Origin of the sequence: Venatorbacter sp. C2-1, assembly GCF_022832715.1 — a bacterium.
Classification (GTDB): domain Bacteria; phylum Pseudomonadota; class Gammaproteobacteria; order Pseudomonadales; family Oceanobacteraceae; genus Venatoribacter; species Venatoribacter alkanivorans.
This window is the reverse complement of sequence record NZ_CP094879.1, coordinates 4,064,462-4,080,508: the sequence shown is the minus strand read 5'-3', so window position 1 is coordinate 4,080,508 and position 16,047 is coordinate 4,064,462. Positions and strand designations below refer to the sequence as shown.

Annotated in this window: 14 protein-coding genes; 12 read left to right on the top strand and 2 right to left on the bottom strand. The window is 54.7% G+C overall.

Annotated elements, in window-relative coordinates; translation table 11 throughout:
* Positions 1–27: 27 nt before the first annotated feature.
* The 4 genes from MT343_RS18375 to MT343_RS18360 all read left to right on the top strand — a co-directional run bounded on the left by MT343_RS18375 (position 28) and on the right by MT343_RS18360 (position 3,993).
* Positions 28–2,829 (top strand): EAL domain-containing protein, encoded by a 2,802-nt coding sequence (locus MT343_RS18375; RefSeq protein ID WP_145467745.1) that lies wholly within the window; start codon positions 28–30, stop codon positions 2,827–2,829.
* Between the two features lie 112 nt (positions 2,830–2,941).
* Positions 2,942–3,352 (top strand): hypothetical protein, encoded by a 411-nt coding sequence (locus MT343_RS18370; protein ID WP_145467747.1) that lies wholly within the window; start codon positions 2,942–2,944, stop codon positions 3,350–3,352.
* A 20-nt stretch (positions 3,353–3,372) separates the two neighbouring features.
* The gene (locus MT343_RS18365; RefSeq protein WP_145467749.1) at positions 3,373–3,678 is read left to right on the top strand and encodes a hypothetical protein; all 306 of its coding nucleotides are present in this window, start codon (positions 3,373–3,375) and stop codon (positions 3,676–3,678) included.
* 6 nt (positions 3,679–3,684) lie between these two features.
* Positions 3,685–3,993, top strand: coding sequence for a hypothetical protein (locus MT343_RS18360; RefSeq protein ID WP_145467750.1), 309 nt, complete (start codon positions 3,685–3,687; stop codon positions 3,991–3,993).
* A 63-nt stretch (positions 3,994–4,056) separates the two neighbouring features.
* Here MT343_RS18360 and MT343_RS18355 read toward each other — a convergent pair whose 3' ends face one another.
* A complete protein-coding gene (locus MT343_RS18355; RefSeq protein ID WP_145467752.1) occupies positions 4,057–4,917 on the bottom strand; it encodes a pirin family protein in 861 nt (286 codons plus the stop codon).
* Positions 4,918–5,390: 473 nt separating this feature from the next.
* Between MT343_RS18355 and parC the strand changes: the two genes are divergently transcribed.
* The 8 genes from parC (at position 5,391) to MT343_RS18315 (ending at position 15,340) form a co-directional block, all read left to right on the top strand.
* Positions 5,391–7,652: a DNA topoisomerase IV subunit A gene (gene parC, locus MT343_RS18350; protein WP_145467754.1), complete on the top strand. Its 2,262-nt coding sequence runs from the start codon at positions 5,391–5,393 to the stop codon at positions 7,650–7,652.
* A 195-nt stretch (positions 7,653–7,847) separates the two neighbouring features.
* Positions 7,848–8,702: a polyamine aminopropyltransferase gene (gene speE / locus MT343_RS18345; RefSeq protein WP_145467756.1), complete on the top strand. Its 855-nt coding sequence runs from the start codon at positions 7,848–7,850 to the stop codon at positions 8,700–8,702.
* A 137-nt stretch (positions 8,703–8,839) separates the two neighbouring features.
* Complete coding sequence (locus MT343_RS18340; protein ID WP_145467758.1) at positions 8,840–11,623, top strand: class I adenylate cyclase; 2,784 nt, start codon at positions 8,840–8,842, stop codon at positions 11,621–11,623.
* Positions 11,624–11,701: 78 nt separating this feature from the next.
* Positions 11,702–11,833, top strand: a complete 132-nt coding sequence (gene lptM, locus MT343_RS18335) for an LPS translocon maturation chaperone LptM (protein ID WP_222428519.1) — start codon at positions 11,702–11,704, stop codon at positions 11,831–11,833.
* Positions 11,834–11,841: 8 nt separating this feature from the next.
* The gene (lysA, locus tag MT343_RS18330) at positions 11,842–13,095 is read left to right on the top strand and encodes a diaminopimelate decarboxylase (RefSeq protein ID WP_145467762.1); all 1,254 of its coding nucleotides are present in this window, start codon (positions 11,842–11,844) and stop codon (positions 13,093–13,095) included.
* A 12-nt stretch (positions 13,096–13,107) separates the two neighbouring features.
* Positions 13,108–13,938 (top strand): diaminopimelate epimerase, encoded by an 831-nt coding sequence (gene dapF, locus MT343_RS18325; protein WP_145467764.1) that lies wholly within the window; start codon positions 13,108–13,110, stop codon positions 13,936–13,938.
* 11 nt (positions 13,939–13,949) lie between these two features.
* Positions 13,950–14,621, top strand: a complete 672-nt coding sequence (locus MT343_RS18320) for a DUF484 family protein (RefSeq protein WP_186435836.1) — start codon at positions 13,950–13,952, stop codon at positions 14,619–14,621.
* A gap of 2 nt (positions 14,622–14,623) precedes the next feature.
* Entirely contained in the window at positions 14,624–15,340 is a 717-nt protein-coding gene (locus MT343_RS18315; RefSeq protein ID WP_186435837.1) for an HAD family hydrolase, read from the top strand.
* Here MT343_RS18315 and MT343_RS18310 read toward each other — a convergent pair.
* Positions 15,279–15,959, bottom strand: a complete 681-nt coding sequence (locus tag MT343_RS18310) for a DUF3047 domain-containing protein (RefSeq protein WP_145467770.1) — start codon at positions 15,957–15,959, stop codon at positions 15,279–15,281. The genes MT343_RS18315 and MT343_RS18310 overlap by 62 nt on opposite strands.
* Positions 15,960–16,047 lie beyond the last annotated feature (88 nt).

Sequence of the window (16,047 nt, the reverse complement as noted above, 5' to 3'; positions counted from 1 at the left end):
CCTTTGTCGGGGCAGGGAGACAAGAGGATGAAGATTCGCCTGCATCTGCTGTTATGGCTGTTAATGCTGCCCCTGACTCCTGCCATGGGGGCGACAGCAGGAGCATCCTCCTTAGCAGCTGCTCATGTATTGCTGCTGCTTTCATATGAGCCGTTATTTCCTGCCGCCGACAACATTGTTAACACGGTTCAGCATGCACTTAACCGTAATCCCCAGCATGATATAACCCTGCATGTTGAATTTATGGACTCCGATCTGCAGGCGACGGAAGAATACTTCCACGCCTATGCACAACTCTTACGTGCCAAGCAGCAGCAGGGAGAGCGTTACGATCTGGTGATTGTTGCCGGTGACGGAGCTTTAAAACTGGTTGCTGCCGAAGGACGTGAGGTCGTGGGACAGGCGCCGGTGGTTTTTCTCGGTGTCAGCGACAGCGAAATGATCCGTCATGTACAGAGTCAGGGCGGTTATACCGGCATCTACGATGCGCTGCCTGTCTACGAATTTATGGCGCTGATGCGCTACCTCTATCCGGGATTCCAGCAATTACACGTTATCAATGATGGCCTGCCACGCAGCGCGCAACGTTTGTTGCAGTTGCAGCAGGCGGCAGACAGCCTGAGTCAGAAGCTGGTCGTACACTCGCTGGCAACGCTGAGCTGGCAGCAGCTGGCGGATGAGTTGTCTGAACTGCGCGGCGAACCCTTACTGCTGCTGTCGGCTTATCAGGATGCCGATAAACAGGTTAAACCTCTGCAAAAATCCAATCTGTTTATCAGCAACCATTCCGGCTCACCACTCTGGTCGCTGTCGCCTTTTGGTATTGGTGATGGCCTGTTGGGCGGTGTCGTAACCGATATGACAGACAGTGCCGGGCAGGCTGCAGATATGGCATTACGGATTCTGGCTGGAGAAAATCCGGACCGTATAGCGGTAGACTGGCACCCTGCCAATCTGACTCTGATCGATGCCGAACTGGCTGCCCGGGCAGGTTTTGATCATGATGACTTTCCGCAAAAAACCACTTTTGTTCATGAGCCGCCGGGCTTCTGGCAGAACTATCGCAATCTCTTTTTATTGCTGTTGTCAGTAACGGTATTTTTTACCTCAATCGGATTATTTATCTGGTCGGAGATTCGCCGGCGAAAATTCAGTGATCAGCAACTGGATGACCGCACTGAACTTATCAAAAATATCCTCGACTCGATTCCGGACATTATTTTCTATAAAGACCGTAATGGCATTTATGTTTTCTGCAATAAACAGTTTGTGAATCTGATGGGTAAAGATCCGGTCGGGCATACAGACTTTGATGTATTTGATCAGGAAACAGCAGCCTTTTTCCGCGCCAAAGATAAAGAAGCCGTTGCCCGTAAGCATATGAATGTCAATGAAGAGTGGGTGCATGGCGTGGATGGCAGTGTCATGCTGCTGGAAACGCAGAAAACCCCTATTTATGACAAACGCGGACGCTGCATTGGCGTGTTTGGTTTAAGCCGCGATATTACCGAACTGAAAAAAGCCCAGCAGAATCTGGAGCATATCGCCCACCATGATGTATTAACCGGTTTGCCGAATCGTCTGTCACTGAATAAGAAACTCGAATATGCGCTGAATATGGCGCGCCGCGGCGGAGAATTGCTGGCGGTAATCTTTCTTGACCTTGACCGTTTTAAAGATATTAACGACACCATCGGCCACGATATCGGTGACTTGCTGCTGAAAGATGTTGCCCATCGCCTGCATAACAATGTCCGTGATTCTGATATCTGTGCGCGTTTAGGCGGTGATGAGTTTGTTGTTGTACTCAGCCGTATCGATGGTGAAGAACGTATTCAGGAAAAATGCGATCAGTTGCTGCAGGTTATTTCGCGGCCATACAGCCTGCAGGGCCATCTGCTCAGTGTGTTTGCTAGTGCCGGTATCAGTATTTATCCGCAGCACGGTAACAGTGTGGATGAACTGATCCGTAATGCGGATGCTGCTTTGCATAAAGCCAAAGAGCTGGGACGTAACCGCAGCTTCCACTATCAGCGGGAGCTGACCGACAGCATTCATTCACGAATGTCGCTGGAGCAGGACTTACGCTCGGCGCTGGAATCGCACAGTTTTATGCTGAATTACCAGCCGCAGTTCCGGGTTGGTGAAGCTATGCCGAGAAGGGTTGAAGCACTGCTGCGCTGGCCACACCCTGTTCGCGGATTGATTTCGCCGCATGATTTTATTCCGCTGGCTGAGACCAGTGGCATGATCGTAGAGCTTGGTTATTGGGTATTACGCTCGGCCTGTCAGCAGTTTTTATTCTGGCGTCAGCAGGGATTAATACTCGATAAAATTTCGGTCAACGTATCACCGATTCAGATTAACTCCAGTTTTGCCTCTACCGTTGCCGATATTCTTCAGTATCTGGATTTTGATCCGCGCTGGCTGGAGCTGGAAGTCACCGAAAGCCTGATGATGTCCGGCACTACGGAAGTCTCGCAACAAATCAGCGAATTACGGGCTATGGGCGTTGATTTTGCGATTGACGATTTCGGTACCGGCTATTCCTCGCTGAGTAAAATTAAATCCATGCCGGTAACCGTATTAAAAATTGACCAGTCGTTTGTGCGCGATATCAATGACGATATCAACGATTACGAAATTGCCCGTGCTATTGTCCTGATGGCCAAGAGTCTCGGACTTATTGTTGTCGCCGAAGGGGTAGAAAACAAAGAGCAGGAAGGAACCCTGCATCGTCTCGGCTGCGAATGGGTACAGGGCTATTATTATGCCATGCCTATGGACGGAGAAGCCTTCTATCAGCGTTACTTCGCCGAATTACAATAACAGTAATAATAAGTCTATCCTGCCTCCGCTGAATTCTTTTTCGTCATAGCGGGTATTTGTCTTTATAATCCGCGCCGGCAATAGTTCATTGCCTTTTACTTTAGGAGCAAATATGCGTTGGACAGCACTACTGGTGCTTGCCCTGACGGCTGGCTGCGCGCGTCTGGATCATGTTCAGATCGGCAGTATTGATCAGTCTCAGGGTGAATTAGTACCCGTTTCCGTACGGTTGAGTGAAACCGGTTTTAATGCAACGGCCGCTGCCGAAATTGGCCGTGTTGCCAGTCGCGGCAGAACAGCTGAAAACTTTAAGCAACTGCGCGATATTCTGGCGCTGATCAATATGGGACCGCGTACCGGTAACCCGGTTTTTGATGACGCTTATGCGCAGCGACTGCAGGAATACCTGCTGGTGGAATGCCCTAGTGGCCGCCTGACCGGTATCCGCGCCATTCGTGAAGCAAAAACAGCAGGCCCGGTGTCGGGTGAAATCGTTGGTGTCGATGCTTATTGCATCCGCTGAGAAATAAGGAAATAAAGAATATGTTTAAACGTTTTATCACCCTGGCGGTATTAATGACGGCCCTGACTGGTTGTGTCAGCCTCAACTCTGTTTCCCTGACCCAGGTACCGGCCGAGCGCAGCAACGAAATCAGCGCGACTTCCAGCAGCTGGACTTTCCTTGGTATTGCATTCAGCAACGACTTCGTTGATGAAGCCATTCTGGATCTGAAAAGCCAGTGCGCCGGCGGTAAAGTAGAAGGCATTCTGACCAAGTTTCAGCACACGGTATTTATCCCGGTTGTAATCCGCGAAGTGGTTGCCACTGGCTACTGCCACAAGGGGTAAGCAGGAATGAAAATCCGTATATTACTGCCACTGATGCTGCTGACCGGATGTACCCATTCGGTGCATATGCAGCACGTCAGCGACTTTGATGATGTACCTGCTGCAGAAAAACGCAGCGTGGTAACGGCTGAAACTGAACAGACCGTTGTGCTGGGTTTTGTCTTTGATACTGACTATGTCGATCAGGCAAAACAGCAGTTGATGACTCAGTGTAGCGGCCGCCTGAGCGCCGTAACCACTCAGTATTCAACCAGCCACGGTTTTCTGCACTGGACCAATAAGATCCGCATGCAGGGATTGTGCAGCGAAGGCTGATGCAATAAAAAATCCCGGCCAATGCCGGGATTTTTTATTACTTTTTCGCGTAATTATTCTGCGTTATTTCTTACCCGGCAACGGCGTATATTCACGCTCATCCCCAGGTACTTTAGCAAAACGCTGCGCCTGCCAGTCGGCTTCCGCCTGAGCGATGCGCTCGCGGCTGTAGGCAACAAAATTCCAGCGGATATAAGGCACCTGTTCATAGCGTTCGCCACCGAGCAGCACAAAACGGCTGTGGCTTTCGACCTGAATGCTTTCATCGCCGTCGAGCAGAATAAAATCACCGGCGTTAAAGCGCTGGCCGCTGATATTTAACGAGCCGCTCTGAATATATACCGCACTTTCATACTGCGGATGCGGCAGTGCAATCTGCTCTCCGGCGGCGCTGATAATATCGATAAAAAACATCGGCGAGTGAGTGCGTACCGGCGAGGTCATGCCGTAGGCTTCACCGGCAATCAGACGCATGATGGTTTTTTCCAGATAATAATGCGGCAGCTGCTCTTTTTTCACATGCTGGAATGACGGCTCGATTTCAGCTTTTTCCGGTGGCAGCGCCAGCCAGAACTGCAGACCATTCAGCTCGTGTTCTCGTGAGCGTACCTCCAGCGTTTCGCGTTCGGAATGCACAATGCCGCGGCCGGCAGTCATCCAGTTTACTTCGCCGGGAAAGATTTCCTGCACATTGCCCAGGCTGTCGCGGTGCAGCATGCTGCCGCTGAACAGGTAACTCAGGGTCGACAGGCCGATATGCGGATGCGGGCGTACATTCACCCCTTCACCCGGTTTGAACAGCGCCGGCCCCATATGATCGAGGAAGATAAAGGGCCCGACCATTTTCTTCACTGCACTGGGCAGAATCCGGGTAACGCTGAAGCCGTCGAGGTCTTTTGTTTCACCATTGATCAGGCTGGCCATAACTTGCTCCTCAGTATCTGTTCAGATCGTTGATTGTTATAGGATTAGGGTCTGTTAACACTAATTAAACAGGCCTGTTATCGGATAAAAATTCCTCAGACAAGGCGCTGAGAGTGTGGCCTAACGGGTTAAGCGAGCGAACAGTAACGCTGGATGAGGGATTTTTAGCCATAACCCTTCGGGCTGAGGCCAGTTTTCCCCACTAACTTCGTCGCTCGTCATTCATTTAGCCCGCTAATATCACTCCTCTCTCCTTGTTCTGAGAAAAACTGGCTCTCAGCAGGCCCGATTCACTTAGTGTTAACAGACCCTAGTATATTTCTGCCGGTTGGAATGAAAATCACAAAAATAAGCCGGTATCGTTCTAATTTTTAGAATATTCTTCGCTGAACTGCCGCACAGATTGTTCTCTGTCGCCGGGTCGGTCACAATCGGCGGCATTCATTCCATCAGAACTCAGCCCTGCAGGACTTATGACGGATCAGATCAGTTACACCGATGATGGTGTCGAGCGCCAGTCGCTGAAGCAATACACCGAGAACGCTTACCTCAACTACTCCATGTACGTCATCCTCGACCGTGCGCTGCCGCACGTTGGTGATGGCCTCAAGCCGGTGCAGCGCCGCATCGTCTACGCCATGAGCGAGCTGGGGTTAAAGCATACCGCCAAATATAAGAAGTCGGCCCGTACCGTGGGTGACGTGCTGGGTAAATACCACCCGCACGGCGACAGCGCCTGTTATGAAGCCATGGTGCTGATGGCGCAGCCGTTCTCTTACCGCTACCCACTGGTGGATGGTCAGGGTAACTGGGGTGCGCCGGACGATCCGAAATCCTTCGCCGCCATGCGTTATACCGAAGCCAAGCTGGCGCCTTACGCCGAAGTGCTGCTCAGCGAGCTGGGTCAGGGTACGGTGGAGTGGCAGCCGAACTTCGACGGCACTATGGACGAGCCCTGCACGCTGCCCGCGCGTCTGCCGAATATTCTGCTTAACGGCACCACCGGTATTGCCGTGGGTATGGCGACGGATATTCCGCCGCACAATATCCGCGAAGTGGCCAGCGCCTGTATTCACCTGCTGGATGATCCGGATGCCAGCATCGAAGCCCTGTGCGAACACGTAACCGCGCCGGATTTCCCCACCGAAGCGGAAATCATCACGCCGCGTGAAGATCTGCGTAAGCTGTACCGCGATGGCCGTGGCAGCGTAAAAATGCGCGCGGTCTATACCGTTGAAGATGGCGATATCGTCATTACCGCACTGCCGCATCAGGTCTCCGGTGCCAAGATTCTGGAGCAGATTGCCGCCCAGATGCAGGCGAAAAAACTGCCTCTGGTAACCGATCTTCGCGATGAGTCGGACCACGAAAACCCGACCCGTCTGGTGATTGTGCCTAAGTCGAACCGGGTCGATACCGATGCGGTGATGGCGCACCTGTTTGCCACTACCGATCTGGAAAAGAACTACCGCGTTAACATGAACGTGATTGGTCTGGACGGCCGCCCACAGGTGAAAAACCTGAAGCTGATGCTGAGCGAGTGGCTCAGCTACCGTACCGAAACCGTACGTCGCCGCCTCCAGTTCCGCCTCGACAAAGTGCTGGCGCGCCTGCATATCCTCGAAGGTTTACTGGTCGCTTTCCTCAATATCGATGAAGTGATCGAAATCATCCGCCGCGAAGAGGAACCGAAAGCGGTGCTGATGCAGCGCTTTGGTATTTCCGACATTCAGGCCGAAGCCATCCTCGAATTAAAACTGCGTCATTTAGCCAAACTGGAAGAAATGAAGATTCGCGGTGAACAGGATGAGCTGGAAAAAGAACGCGATTATCTGGAAAAAACCCTCGGCTCTGAGCGTCGTCTGAAAACCCTGATCAAGAAAGAAATCAGCGCCGATGCCGAACAATACGGCGACGAACGCCGCTCGCCGGTGGTGGTTCGTGGTGAAGCCCGCGCCTTCAGCGAAACCGAGCTGGTATCGGCCGAAGCTGTGACTGTTGTACTGTCGCAGAAAGGCTGGGTACGTGCCGCCAAGGGTCATGATGTGGATGCTGAAAACCTGAGCTATAAAGCCGGTGACAGCTTCCTGGTCAGCGCCAAAGGTAAGTCGAACCAGAACGCGATTTTCCTCGACACCACCGGTCGCTCCTACAGTCTGCAGGCGCATACCCTGCCATCCGCGCGGGGGCAGGGCGAGCCTCTGACCGGCAAGCTCAATCCGCCGGCCGGCAGCAGCTTTATCTGCACCCTGATGGGTAAAGACGAAGAACAGTATCTGCTCAGCACCGATGCCGGTTACGGTTTCGTCGGCACCATTGCCGATATGCAGAGCAAAAACAAAGCCGGTAAAAATCTGATTACCGTGCCGGATAACGCCCGCATTCTGGCCCCGGCGAAGATCAGCGATCCGGAGAAATCCTGGATTGCGGCGGTCAGCAATGAAGGCCGTATGCTGGTGTTCCCGGCCGCCGATCTGCCACAGATGGCGCGCGGTAAGGGCAACAAGATGATCAGCATCAACAGCGCCAAAGCCGCGGCACGCGAAGAGCTGATGGTCGGCGCGGTAGCCTTCAGTCAGGAAGACACGCTGCTGGTGTATGCCGGTAAGCGTCATCTGAAACTGAAGTTTGCCGATCTGGAGCACTATCTGGGTGAGCGTGGCCGCCGTGGTAATAAATTGCCGCGTGGCTTCCAGAATGTTGATCTGATGGAAGTGGTCAGCAAAGACGTCTGATGCTCAGCACACACCGGTCAGCAGAGTCTGCTCTCTGGCCGGTGTCGTTTTCTTTCCTGCCCTTGCCACCCCTGTCAAAGCTGCCGCCCTGTCAAAGCTGTCGCCTGTCGCCGGCGTTAATTCTGCGGTCTGACTCCGGCACATCATTCCGTTATAATCCCGCCCGAACTTAAGCTCTGCATTACAGGAATCCCCATGTCTGCAAAAAACGTTGTTTCTGAAAGTCTGTACGACGGCTATGCCCAGTCCTTCACCGTCAGCGAAGTGTTATTTGAGGTGAAAACCGGGCACCAGCATCTGCAGATTATTGATACGCCGTTTATGGGCCGGGTAATGCTGCTGGATGGCGTGGTGCAGACCACCGAGCGTGATGAATTTATTTACCACGAAATGATGGTACACGTGCCGCTGTTTGCCCATCCGGCACCCAAGCGTGTACTGATTATCGGCGGCGGTGATGGTGGCATTCTGCGCGAAGTGCTGCGTCATAAAAATGTTGAACACGTGACCCAGGTTGAGATCGACGGCAGCGTGATCGACATGTGCAAAGAGTATTTCCCTAAGCATTCCAATGGTGCCTTCGACGACCCGCGTGCCAATATCGTGATTGCCGATGGCAAAGAGTTTGTGGCTCAGTGTCAGGATACCTTTGATGTGATTATCTCCGACTCCACCGACCCTATCGGTCCGGGTGAAGTGCTGTTCACCTCCGATTTCTACAAAGACGAAAAAACCTGTCTGAACGCCGGCGGCATTATGGTGGCGCAGAACGGTGTTCCCTTTATGCAGGGTCAGGAAGTCACCAATACTTTCCAGCGTCTGAGCAAGCTGTACAGCGATGCCAGCTTCTACGTGGCGCCGGTACCCACCTACATTGGTGGCCTGATGTCTCTGGCCTGGGCGACCGACAATGCCGAGCTGCGCAAGCAGAGCGTTGAGCAGATTGCTGAGCGCGTTGCCGCTGCCGGTTTCGAAACCCGTTTCTACAATGCCGACGTACACGTTTCCGCTTTTGCGCTGCCGAACTATGTACGCGCCCTGATGAAATAAGCGCCGGTTTATATCGGCATAATCCCGTCGGCTCTGCTTTCTGCGCTGACGGGATTTCCCTTCTTTTTCTGCTCCGTTCAGGGCGTTCTGTCCGCCCGCAAACATCCCCGGCCTGAAATGCCATCTATACTCTGGGGATGACACCAGCCATCACCAGTCCGATCTCTCAGCAACAGGTTCACCAGTGGCACAGCGCGTTTCTGCAACTCAATAAAGCGCGGCTTGAGTGTACCCGCAGTCTGATGACCAGCCGCCAGCAGATCGTGCTCGATGTGCTGCCACTGCTGCTGCATCTTAACCACCAGCAACTTCCCGGTTTCATTGACCATCAGGTGCCCTGTGGCATCGCCCATTACAACGCCAGCGCGCAGCAATTGCAGAGTCTGCAGAGCATTGCCCGTGGCGTGCAGCCGCCACGCGGGTTCAGCAACCGCCAGATCACCGGTTTGTATTTAATGGGCAGTGTGGGGTCGCTGGCGCAGGCGCGCTCCAGCGATCTGGATGTGTGGCTGTGCTACGACGAGAGCCTGGATAACGGCCAGCTGAGTGCGCTGGGAAAAAAGTGTGAACTGATTGAGCGCTGGGCAGAAAGCCAGAATGTAGAGCTGCACTTTTTCCTGATGAATCTGAGCGATTTCCGCCGTGGCCAGAGTCAGTCGGCACAGGGTGAAGATTGCGGCAGCACCCAGCACCTGCTGTTGCTGGATGAGTTTTACCGCAGTGCGTTGTGGCTGGCCGGTTGCCAGCCGCGCTGGTGGATTATTCCCAATGAAGAAGAGCGTAATGCCGAGGCTTTCTGGCAGGGGCTGGTTCATCATCACCGCGTGCATGCCGACCACTGGCTGGATTTTGGTGCCATCCCCAGCATTCCCCCGGCCGAGTTTGTCGGTGCCGGTTTATGGCAGCTGAATAAGGGATTGAGTGACCCTTATAAATCGCTGCTTAAACTGCTGCTGACCCGCCATTACGCCAGCCAGTATCCGCGAATCCGCCCGTTGTGCTGGGACCTGAAAGATCAGGTGCATCAGGGCATGGTGGATGTCGAAAGTAACGATGCCTACCTGCTGATGCTGACCCGGCTGACCGCACAGTTGCAGAGTGAAGGCAGCGATGTGCGCATTCAGCTGGCACGGCGCGCATTTTATTACAAAGCCAGGCTCCCGATGTCGGAGCTGAGCAGCGCCCAGCAGAACAGCTGGCGTGCCGGGGTGATGCGCAAACTGTGCGCCGGCTGGGGCTGGAGCGAACACGATTTTTACGAACTGGATCAGCGCCCGCAATGGTCGCCGGTACGCATTGCCCGCGAGCGTAATGCGCTGATCAGCGAGATGCTCAGCAGCTATCGCTTTCTGGCCGGCTTCAGTCAGAAATACGCGCCGCGCCTGCATATCAGCAAAGGCGATCTGCAGGTGCTGGGTAACCGCTTATACGCTGCCTTCGATACCCGGCCGGGAAAAATAATCAGCATCAATCCGGGTATCAGCCCGTCGCTGGGGCAGGAAAAGCTGTCGCTGAATCTGCGCAAGAATGTCTGGCAGTTAATTCCCGGTCAGTTCCGTCGTAACGAGGCTGATCCCGGCGCCGCACCCGATCGCGAACAGGTGCTGAAACAATCGCCCAGTCTGGTCGAACTGCTGTGTTTCGCGCGCTTTAATGAACTGCTGCAGAGTCATACGCGGATTGCGCTCTATCCGCAGTACAACCCGCTCAGTACCTACGAGCTGAAAGAGGTGTTGCAGGTAATCCGTTCGTTGCAGCCTTATCAGCCACAGGCCGAAGATTTCCGTCACCCGGCGCGACCGCTGCAATGGCACTTGCTGGTGAATGTCGGCGTCGATCCGCAGCATCAGCTGAGCCGCCGCGGTATGCAGAAAATCAGCAACCGCGACGATGCACTGGGCTACAGTGCTGCGCGCGAAAACCTGATTCTGACCATTGATCTGGTCAGCATTAACAGCTGGGGCGAATGGCTGGTGGAACGCTTCAGCGGCGATGCCGCCATGCTGCAGTGCCTGCAACATATGCTGCAGTACCTGCCGCAGGTAAAACAGTTTGGCTGGCCGGCGATGAATATTCAGTGCCACTGCGCCACCCGCTCCAGTGCCATCCGCATCCGTGTCGAGCAACTGCTCGATGATGTGCTTAACCACTTCAGCGAACAGCCGCGCTCGCCTTATCTGATCGAAGCCGCCGAAACCTACTACCTGCTGGAAAACAGCCGCGAGGGTGTACAGCTGCGCATTGCCGATTCCCCGATGAAATTACTGGCGCTGCTGCAACGGCCACTTACCCATTTTACGCCCTATATCCTCGACCGTGCGGCGCTGCATTCCAGCCCGTTGCGGCTGATTTTCGAGCAAAGCCGCAGTGGCTTGTGGCAGCTGTTTTACTGGCGCAAAGACGGGCGCTTGTTCTTTTATTTTCTCGACGAAAAAGGCGCATTGCTGCATCAGCAATGGCCGGATAGCGGTAACAGCAGTCAGTGGTTATTGCCGCTGGTGCGTTTTCTGCGCCAGCTTGATCAGCGCTGGCAGCAGCAGAGCGGGCGGGTGCAGCCACGTAAGCTGATGCTGTTTGAATTACGCCGTAAACCACAGAGCTATGAGTTTGAGATGGTGCGCCGCCGCTTGCCGGAGCTGGCGGAGCAGAGTGCCAGCATCGACCTGCGCGCGGTGCTGGATGCGCAGCAACAACCCACTCTGTACTGCAATAATCTGGAGTACAGTGCCTGGCAATTTGGTGGTGATCTCTACCGTGAAGTGGCGGCTGAGGTGCGTCGTCTGCGCAGCAGTCATGAAGCCTATCCTCTTTGCCTGAGCGATGTGGTGCTGCCTGACAGCCTGAGCATTATTGAGCACCTGCAGGTAAAACAACGCCTCGAAAACCGCCTGAATCAGGCGCTGGCCGATACCGGTTCCTGAGTTTTATCCGCTGTCTGCAGCCGCGACAGTCTGCGTGAATCCCCGTATAATGCCGCCAAATTCCGGAGATTCCCGATGATGCGTGCACGCCCCGTTGTTTTCATCTTACTGTCCCTGCTGCTGGCAGCCGGACTGTCTGCCTGTGGACAAAAAGGCCCGCTGTATCTGCCGGAGGATGCTCCTGCCACCGCAGATTCTATGGAAAAGTAATTCTCACCATGCCGATGTTTACCTATCAGAATGGCGTGCTGCACGCCGAACAGGTTTCTCTTGCCGCACTGGCCAGCCAGCACGGTACACCGCTGTACGTGTATTCCCGTACCGCTCTGGAACAACATTTCAACGCGTACACCAAAGCTCTGGGCGAATGGCCGCATCTGGTGTGCTACGCGGTTAAAGCCAACTCCAATCTGGCAGTACTGAACGTGCTGGCGCAACAGGGTGCCGGTTTCGATATCGTCAGCCTGGGCGAACTGGAGCGTGTGCTGGCGGCAGGCGGAGACCCGAAAAAAGTGGTGTTCTCTGGCGTGGGCAAACAGGCCCATGAAATGGCGCGCGCGCTGGAAGTGGGCGTTTACTGCTTTAACGTCGAGTCCGAAGCCGAGCTGGAGCGTCTGAGTGCGGTTGCCACCGAGCGCGGTCAGGTTGCGCACGTTTCCCTGCGCGTTAACCCGGATGTCGATGCCCAGACCCACCCTTATATTTCCACCGGTCTGAAAGACAACAAGTTCGGCGTCGATATCAACGATGCGCCGCGCGTGTACGCCAAAGCGGCGAGTCTGCCGGGCCTGGAAGTGAAAGGTGTGGATTGCCATATCGGCAGTCAGCTGACCGAGATCCGTCCGTTCCTCGACGCACTGGATCGTCTGCTGGTGCTGATCGATACCCTGGCAGAGCAGGGCATCACCATCGAACACCTCGATCTGGGTGGTGGTCTGGGCGTGCAGTACCGTGATGAAACACCGGCCAGTGCCGAAGAATATATCGCCGCGGTTAAAGCCCGTCTGGGCGAGCGTCGCTTTAAACTGATTTTTGAGCCGGGCCGTTCTGTGGCCGCCAATGCCGGTGTATTCCTCACCCGTGTGGAATACCTGAAGCTGAACGACCACAAAAACTTTGCCATCATTGACGGTGCGATGAACGACCTGATCCGTCCGGCGCTGTACAGCGCCTGGCAGGACATCAAACCTGTGGTTGAGAACAGCGATGCGCCGCTGCGTACTTACGATTTGGTGGGGCCGGTGTGTGAAACCGGTGACTTCCTCGGTAAGAACCGCGAGCTGGCACTGAGCGAAGGCGATCTGCTGGCGGTAATGTCGGCTGGTGCTTATGGTTTTGTCATGGCATCCAACTACAACACCCGTGGCCGCGCCGCCGAGATTATGGTCGATGGTACTCAGGCCCATGTGGTGCGTGAGCGCGAAACCATTGCCAGCCTCTATGCTGGTGAATCTGTTCTGCCGGCCAACTGAGCGAATACAACTATGTGGTTAAAGTTCAGCAAAATGCACGGTCTGGGAAATGACTTTATGGTGATCGATCTGGTCACCCAGAGTGGTCATATCCGTCCGGACCGGGTGCGTGAACTGGCAGACCGGAATTTCGGTATCGGCTTCGATCAGCTGCTGATCGTTGAACAACCGGGTAAGCCGGATGTGGATTTCCGCTACCGTATTTTTAACGCCGATGGCAGCGAAGTGGAAAACTGTGGCAACGGCGCGCGCTGTTTCGCCCGTTTTGTTTACGATCAGCACCTGACCGGCAAGCGTGATATCCGCGTTGAAACCGCCAGCGGCATTATGGAACTGCACCTGACCGATGATCGTCAGGTGGTGGTCGATATGGGCAAGCCGGTGCTTGAACCGGCGCAGATTCCGTTTATCGCCGATGGCTTTGCACCTGAATATCAGGTGAACATCGAAGGCATTGGTGAGGTGGCGCTGGGGGCTGTTTCGATGGGCAACCCTCATGCGGTACTGCGTGTTGAGGATATCGACACGGCTCCGATTGAGCAGTGGGGACCACTGATCGAACCGCACCGTTTGTTCCCGCGCAAAGTGAATGTCGGCTTTATGCAGGTAGTGGACGAGCACCATATCCGCTTGCGCGTGTACGAACGCGGTGCGGGCGAAACCCTCGCCTGTGGTACCGGTGCCTGTGCGGCGGTGGTATCCGGTCAGCTGCGTGGCTGGCTGAAGCCCGGTGTTACCGTGTCATTGCCCGGCGGTGATTTGTTTATAGAATGGGATGGTCAGTCGAGTGTACGCATGACTGGCCCGGCGGTGACGGTCTTCGAAGGCCGGATCAATATTTAGGAAGGACAGGAATGAGCCAGCAACCCCGCTTAACCGATGCCGATGTCGTGCAGTACCTGCAGGACCACCCGGACTTTTTTATCGGCAAAGACGACTTACTGGCCGATCTGCGTGTACCGCACAATGCCGGCGCGGCGACCAGTCTGGTTGAACGCCAGCTGTCGGTACACCGCCAGCGCAACGTCGAGCTGCGTCAGCGCCTGTCCGATCTGCTGGAAAACGCCCGCCGTAATGACCAGCTGTTTGAGAAAAGCCGTCGTCTGGTGCTGGCGCTGGTGGAAGCAGAAAACTGGCTGGCGGTGCAGGCGGCACTGGATGATTCTCTGCGCAAAGACTTTGGTGTGGATGCCTGGGCGCTGCTGCATTTTACCGAACGTAATCTGGATGCACCGCTGGTGGCGATCCGCAATGCCGACACCCAGCGTAATATTCATCGCTTATTCAAAGGCCACCGTGCTCTTTGTGGGCAGTTGGGTGCTGAAGATATTGCCCGCCTGCTGGGAATTGATACCACCGACACCCGCTCGGTGGCAGCAGCGCAGATCCGTGGTCAGGGCAATAATGGTGTACTGACCATTGCCAGTGCCGACCCGGGTTACTACCGCAGCTCGATGGACACCCTGTTCCTCGACTATATCGCCGATATTCTCGCCCTGCGTTTGCCACAGATTCCGGTGGCCTGAGTTTGGCGTTACGTCTGCTGACCCTCGACCTCGACAACACCCTGTGGGAAACCGACCCGGTGATTGTCGCGGCCGAGCGCAAAACCCACGCCTGGATCAGTGAACACTGCCCGCAGGCGGCCTCTTTCTACAGCCTCGAAGCGCTGCGTGAGTACCGCAATCAGATTGCTGAGTGCTATCCGCAATTGCGCTTTCAGGTTTCCAAACTGCGCGAAGAAGTGCTGCGCCGGGTGTTTATGCAAAGCGGTGTGGAACGTGAACGCGCCGCCGCGCTTGCCGCTCAGGCCTTTCAGGTGTTTTACCGGGCGCGCAGTGAAGTTACGTTGTTTGATGGCGCCGCTGAGGCATTACAGCAACTGGCGGCACAGTATCCGTTAATCGCGCTGACCAACGGCAACGCCGACCTTGAACTGATCGGCATTAACACGCTGTTTCATGCGTATTTCACTGCCGAGCAGCTGGGTGCACCGAAACCGCAACCGGATTTATTTCAGGCGGCACTGCAGCATGCCGGCGTGACTGCACAGGAGTGCATTCATATCGGTGATCATCAGGAACAGGATATTGCGGCGGCGGCGCGCCTGGGAATGAAAACGATCTGGGTGAATTTAAGCGATGCTGCCTGGGCAGAAGCAGATGTTCAGCCCGATCAGGAAATTACTCATTTATCGCAATTGCCGGCTGCGGTTGCGGCTCTGGCTGAGCGGATGTCAGACTGATTTTTTCGATAAAGGCACCGGCAACAATATCCTGCTCCGGCATACCCAGTGCTACTTCCAGATGATCCAGCGGTGGCAGCGGTTCGTTATAAAGTTTCTGCCAGTCGGCATTCAGATCAGCGCTGACCTCTTCCCATCTCTCAGCTTTACTGCCAAGGCCTGTGGCGACGATCAGATATTCAAAATCGGATAAGGCTTCATGGCTTCCGGCTTCGCGGCTGCTGTCCCAGACGTAATGAATAATGCGCTCCGGCCAGTCGTCGGTATCCTGCAGATAGACCGATACCCGTACCAGCGGGCCACTGTCGACAGAGCGGTCGACACTCCAGCGCCAGCTTAATTGCGGCTGTGTTGGCTGCTCTTTAACGCTGCGTTGTAACGCCAGATGCTCACGGCTTTCGAGGCGAACCACATCGCCGACGATAACATCGTACTGAGCTTCCAGATGGCAGTCTTCACATTCAACCGACCAGCTGGATAGCTCAGTAGCCGAAAAGACGGTTTCTGCCTGTGCTTTATGCGCACCGGAAAAAAGCCAGAAAAGAGTAACCACTAACAGAGCAATGGCTGCGGGAATTGCATGCATACGGCGCCGGGACTTCTTTGAATAAATAAACATAATTCTGGCTTCCTGCCTGAAGTTGGGGCGAGCATACCAGCTAAAAAAACAGAGGTGTGAGTAAAACGCGGGAAATGTCGACCGGTCG

Bases quoted from the DNA above. Each gene is read 5' to 3' on its own strand.
- MT343_RS18340 (WP_145467758.1), top strand. From the start codon at position 8,840: ATGACACCAGCCATCACCAGTCCGATCTCTCAGCAACAGGTTCACCAG.
- parC (WP_145467754.1), top strand. From the start codon at position 5,391: ATGACGGATCAGATCAGTTACACCGATGATGGTGTCGAGCGCCAGTCG.
- MT343_RS18320 (WP_186435836.1), top strand. From the start codon at position 13,950: ATGAGCCAGCAACCCCGCTTAACCGATGCCGATGTCGTGCAGTACCTG.
- MT343_RS18310 (WP_145467770.1), bottom strand. From the start codon at position 15,959: ATGTTTATTTATTCAAAGAAGTCCCGGCGCCGTATGCATGCAATTCCC.
- MT343_RS18370 (WP_145467747.1), top strand. From the start codon at position 2,942: ATGCGTTGGACAGCACTACTGGTGCTTGCCCTGACGGCTGGCTGCGCG.
- MT343_RS18360 (WP_145467750.1), top strand. From the start codon at position 3,685: ATGAAAATCCGTATATTACTGCCACTGATGCTGCTGACCGGATGTACC.
- dapF (WP_145467764.1), top strand. From the start codon at position 13,108: ATGTGGTTAAAGTTCAGCAAAATGCACGGTCTGGGAAATGACTTTATG.
- MT343_RS18365 (WP_145467749.1), top strand. From the start codon at position 3,373: ATGTTTAAACGTTTTATCACCCTGGCGGTATTAATGACGGCCCTGACT.
- lysA (WP_145467762.1), top strand. From the start codon at position 11,842: ATGCCGATGTTTACCTATCAGAATGGCGTGCTGCACGCCGAACAGGTT.
- MT343_RS18375 (WP_145467745.1), top strand. From the start codon at position 28: ATGAAGATTCGCCTGCATCTGCTGTTATGGCTGTTAATGCTGCCCCTG.
- speE (WP_145467756.1), top strand. From the start codon at position 7,848: ATGTCTGCAAAAAACGTTGTTTCTGAAAGTCTGTACGACGGCTATGCC.
- MT343_RS18355 (WP_145467752.1), bottom strand. From the start codon at position 4,917: ATGGCCAGCCTGATCAATGGTGAAACAAAAGACCTCGACGGCTTCAGC.
- lptM (WP_222428519.1), top strand. From the start codon at position 11,702: ATGCGTGCACGCCCCGTTGTTTTCATCTTACTGTCCCTGCTGCTGGCA.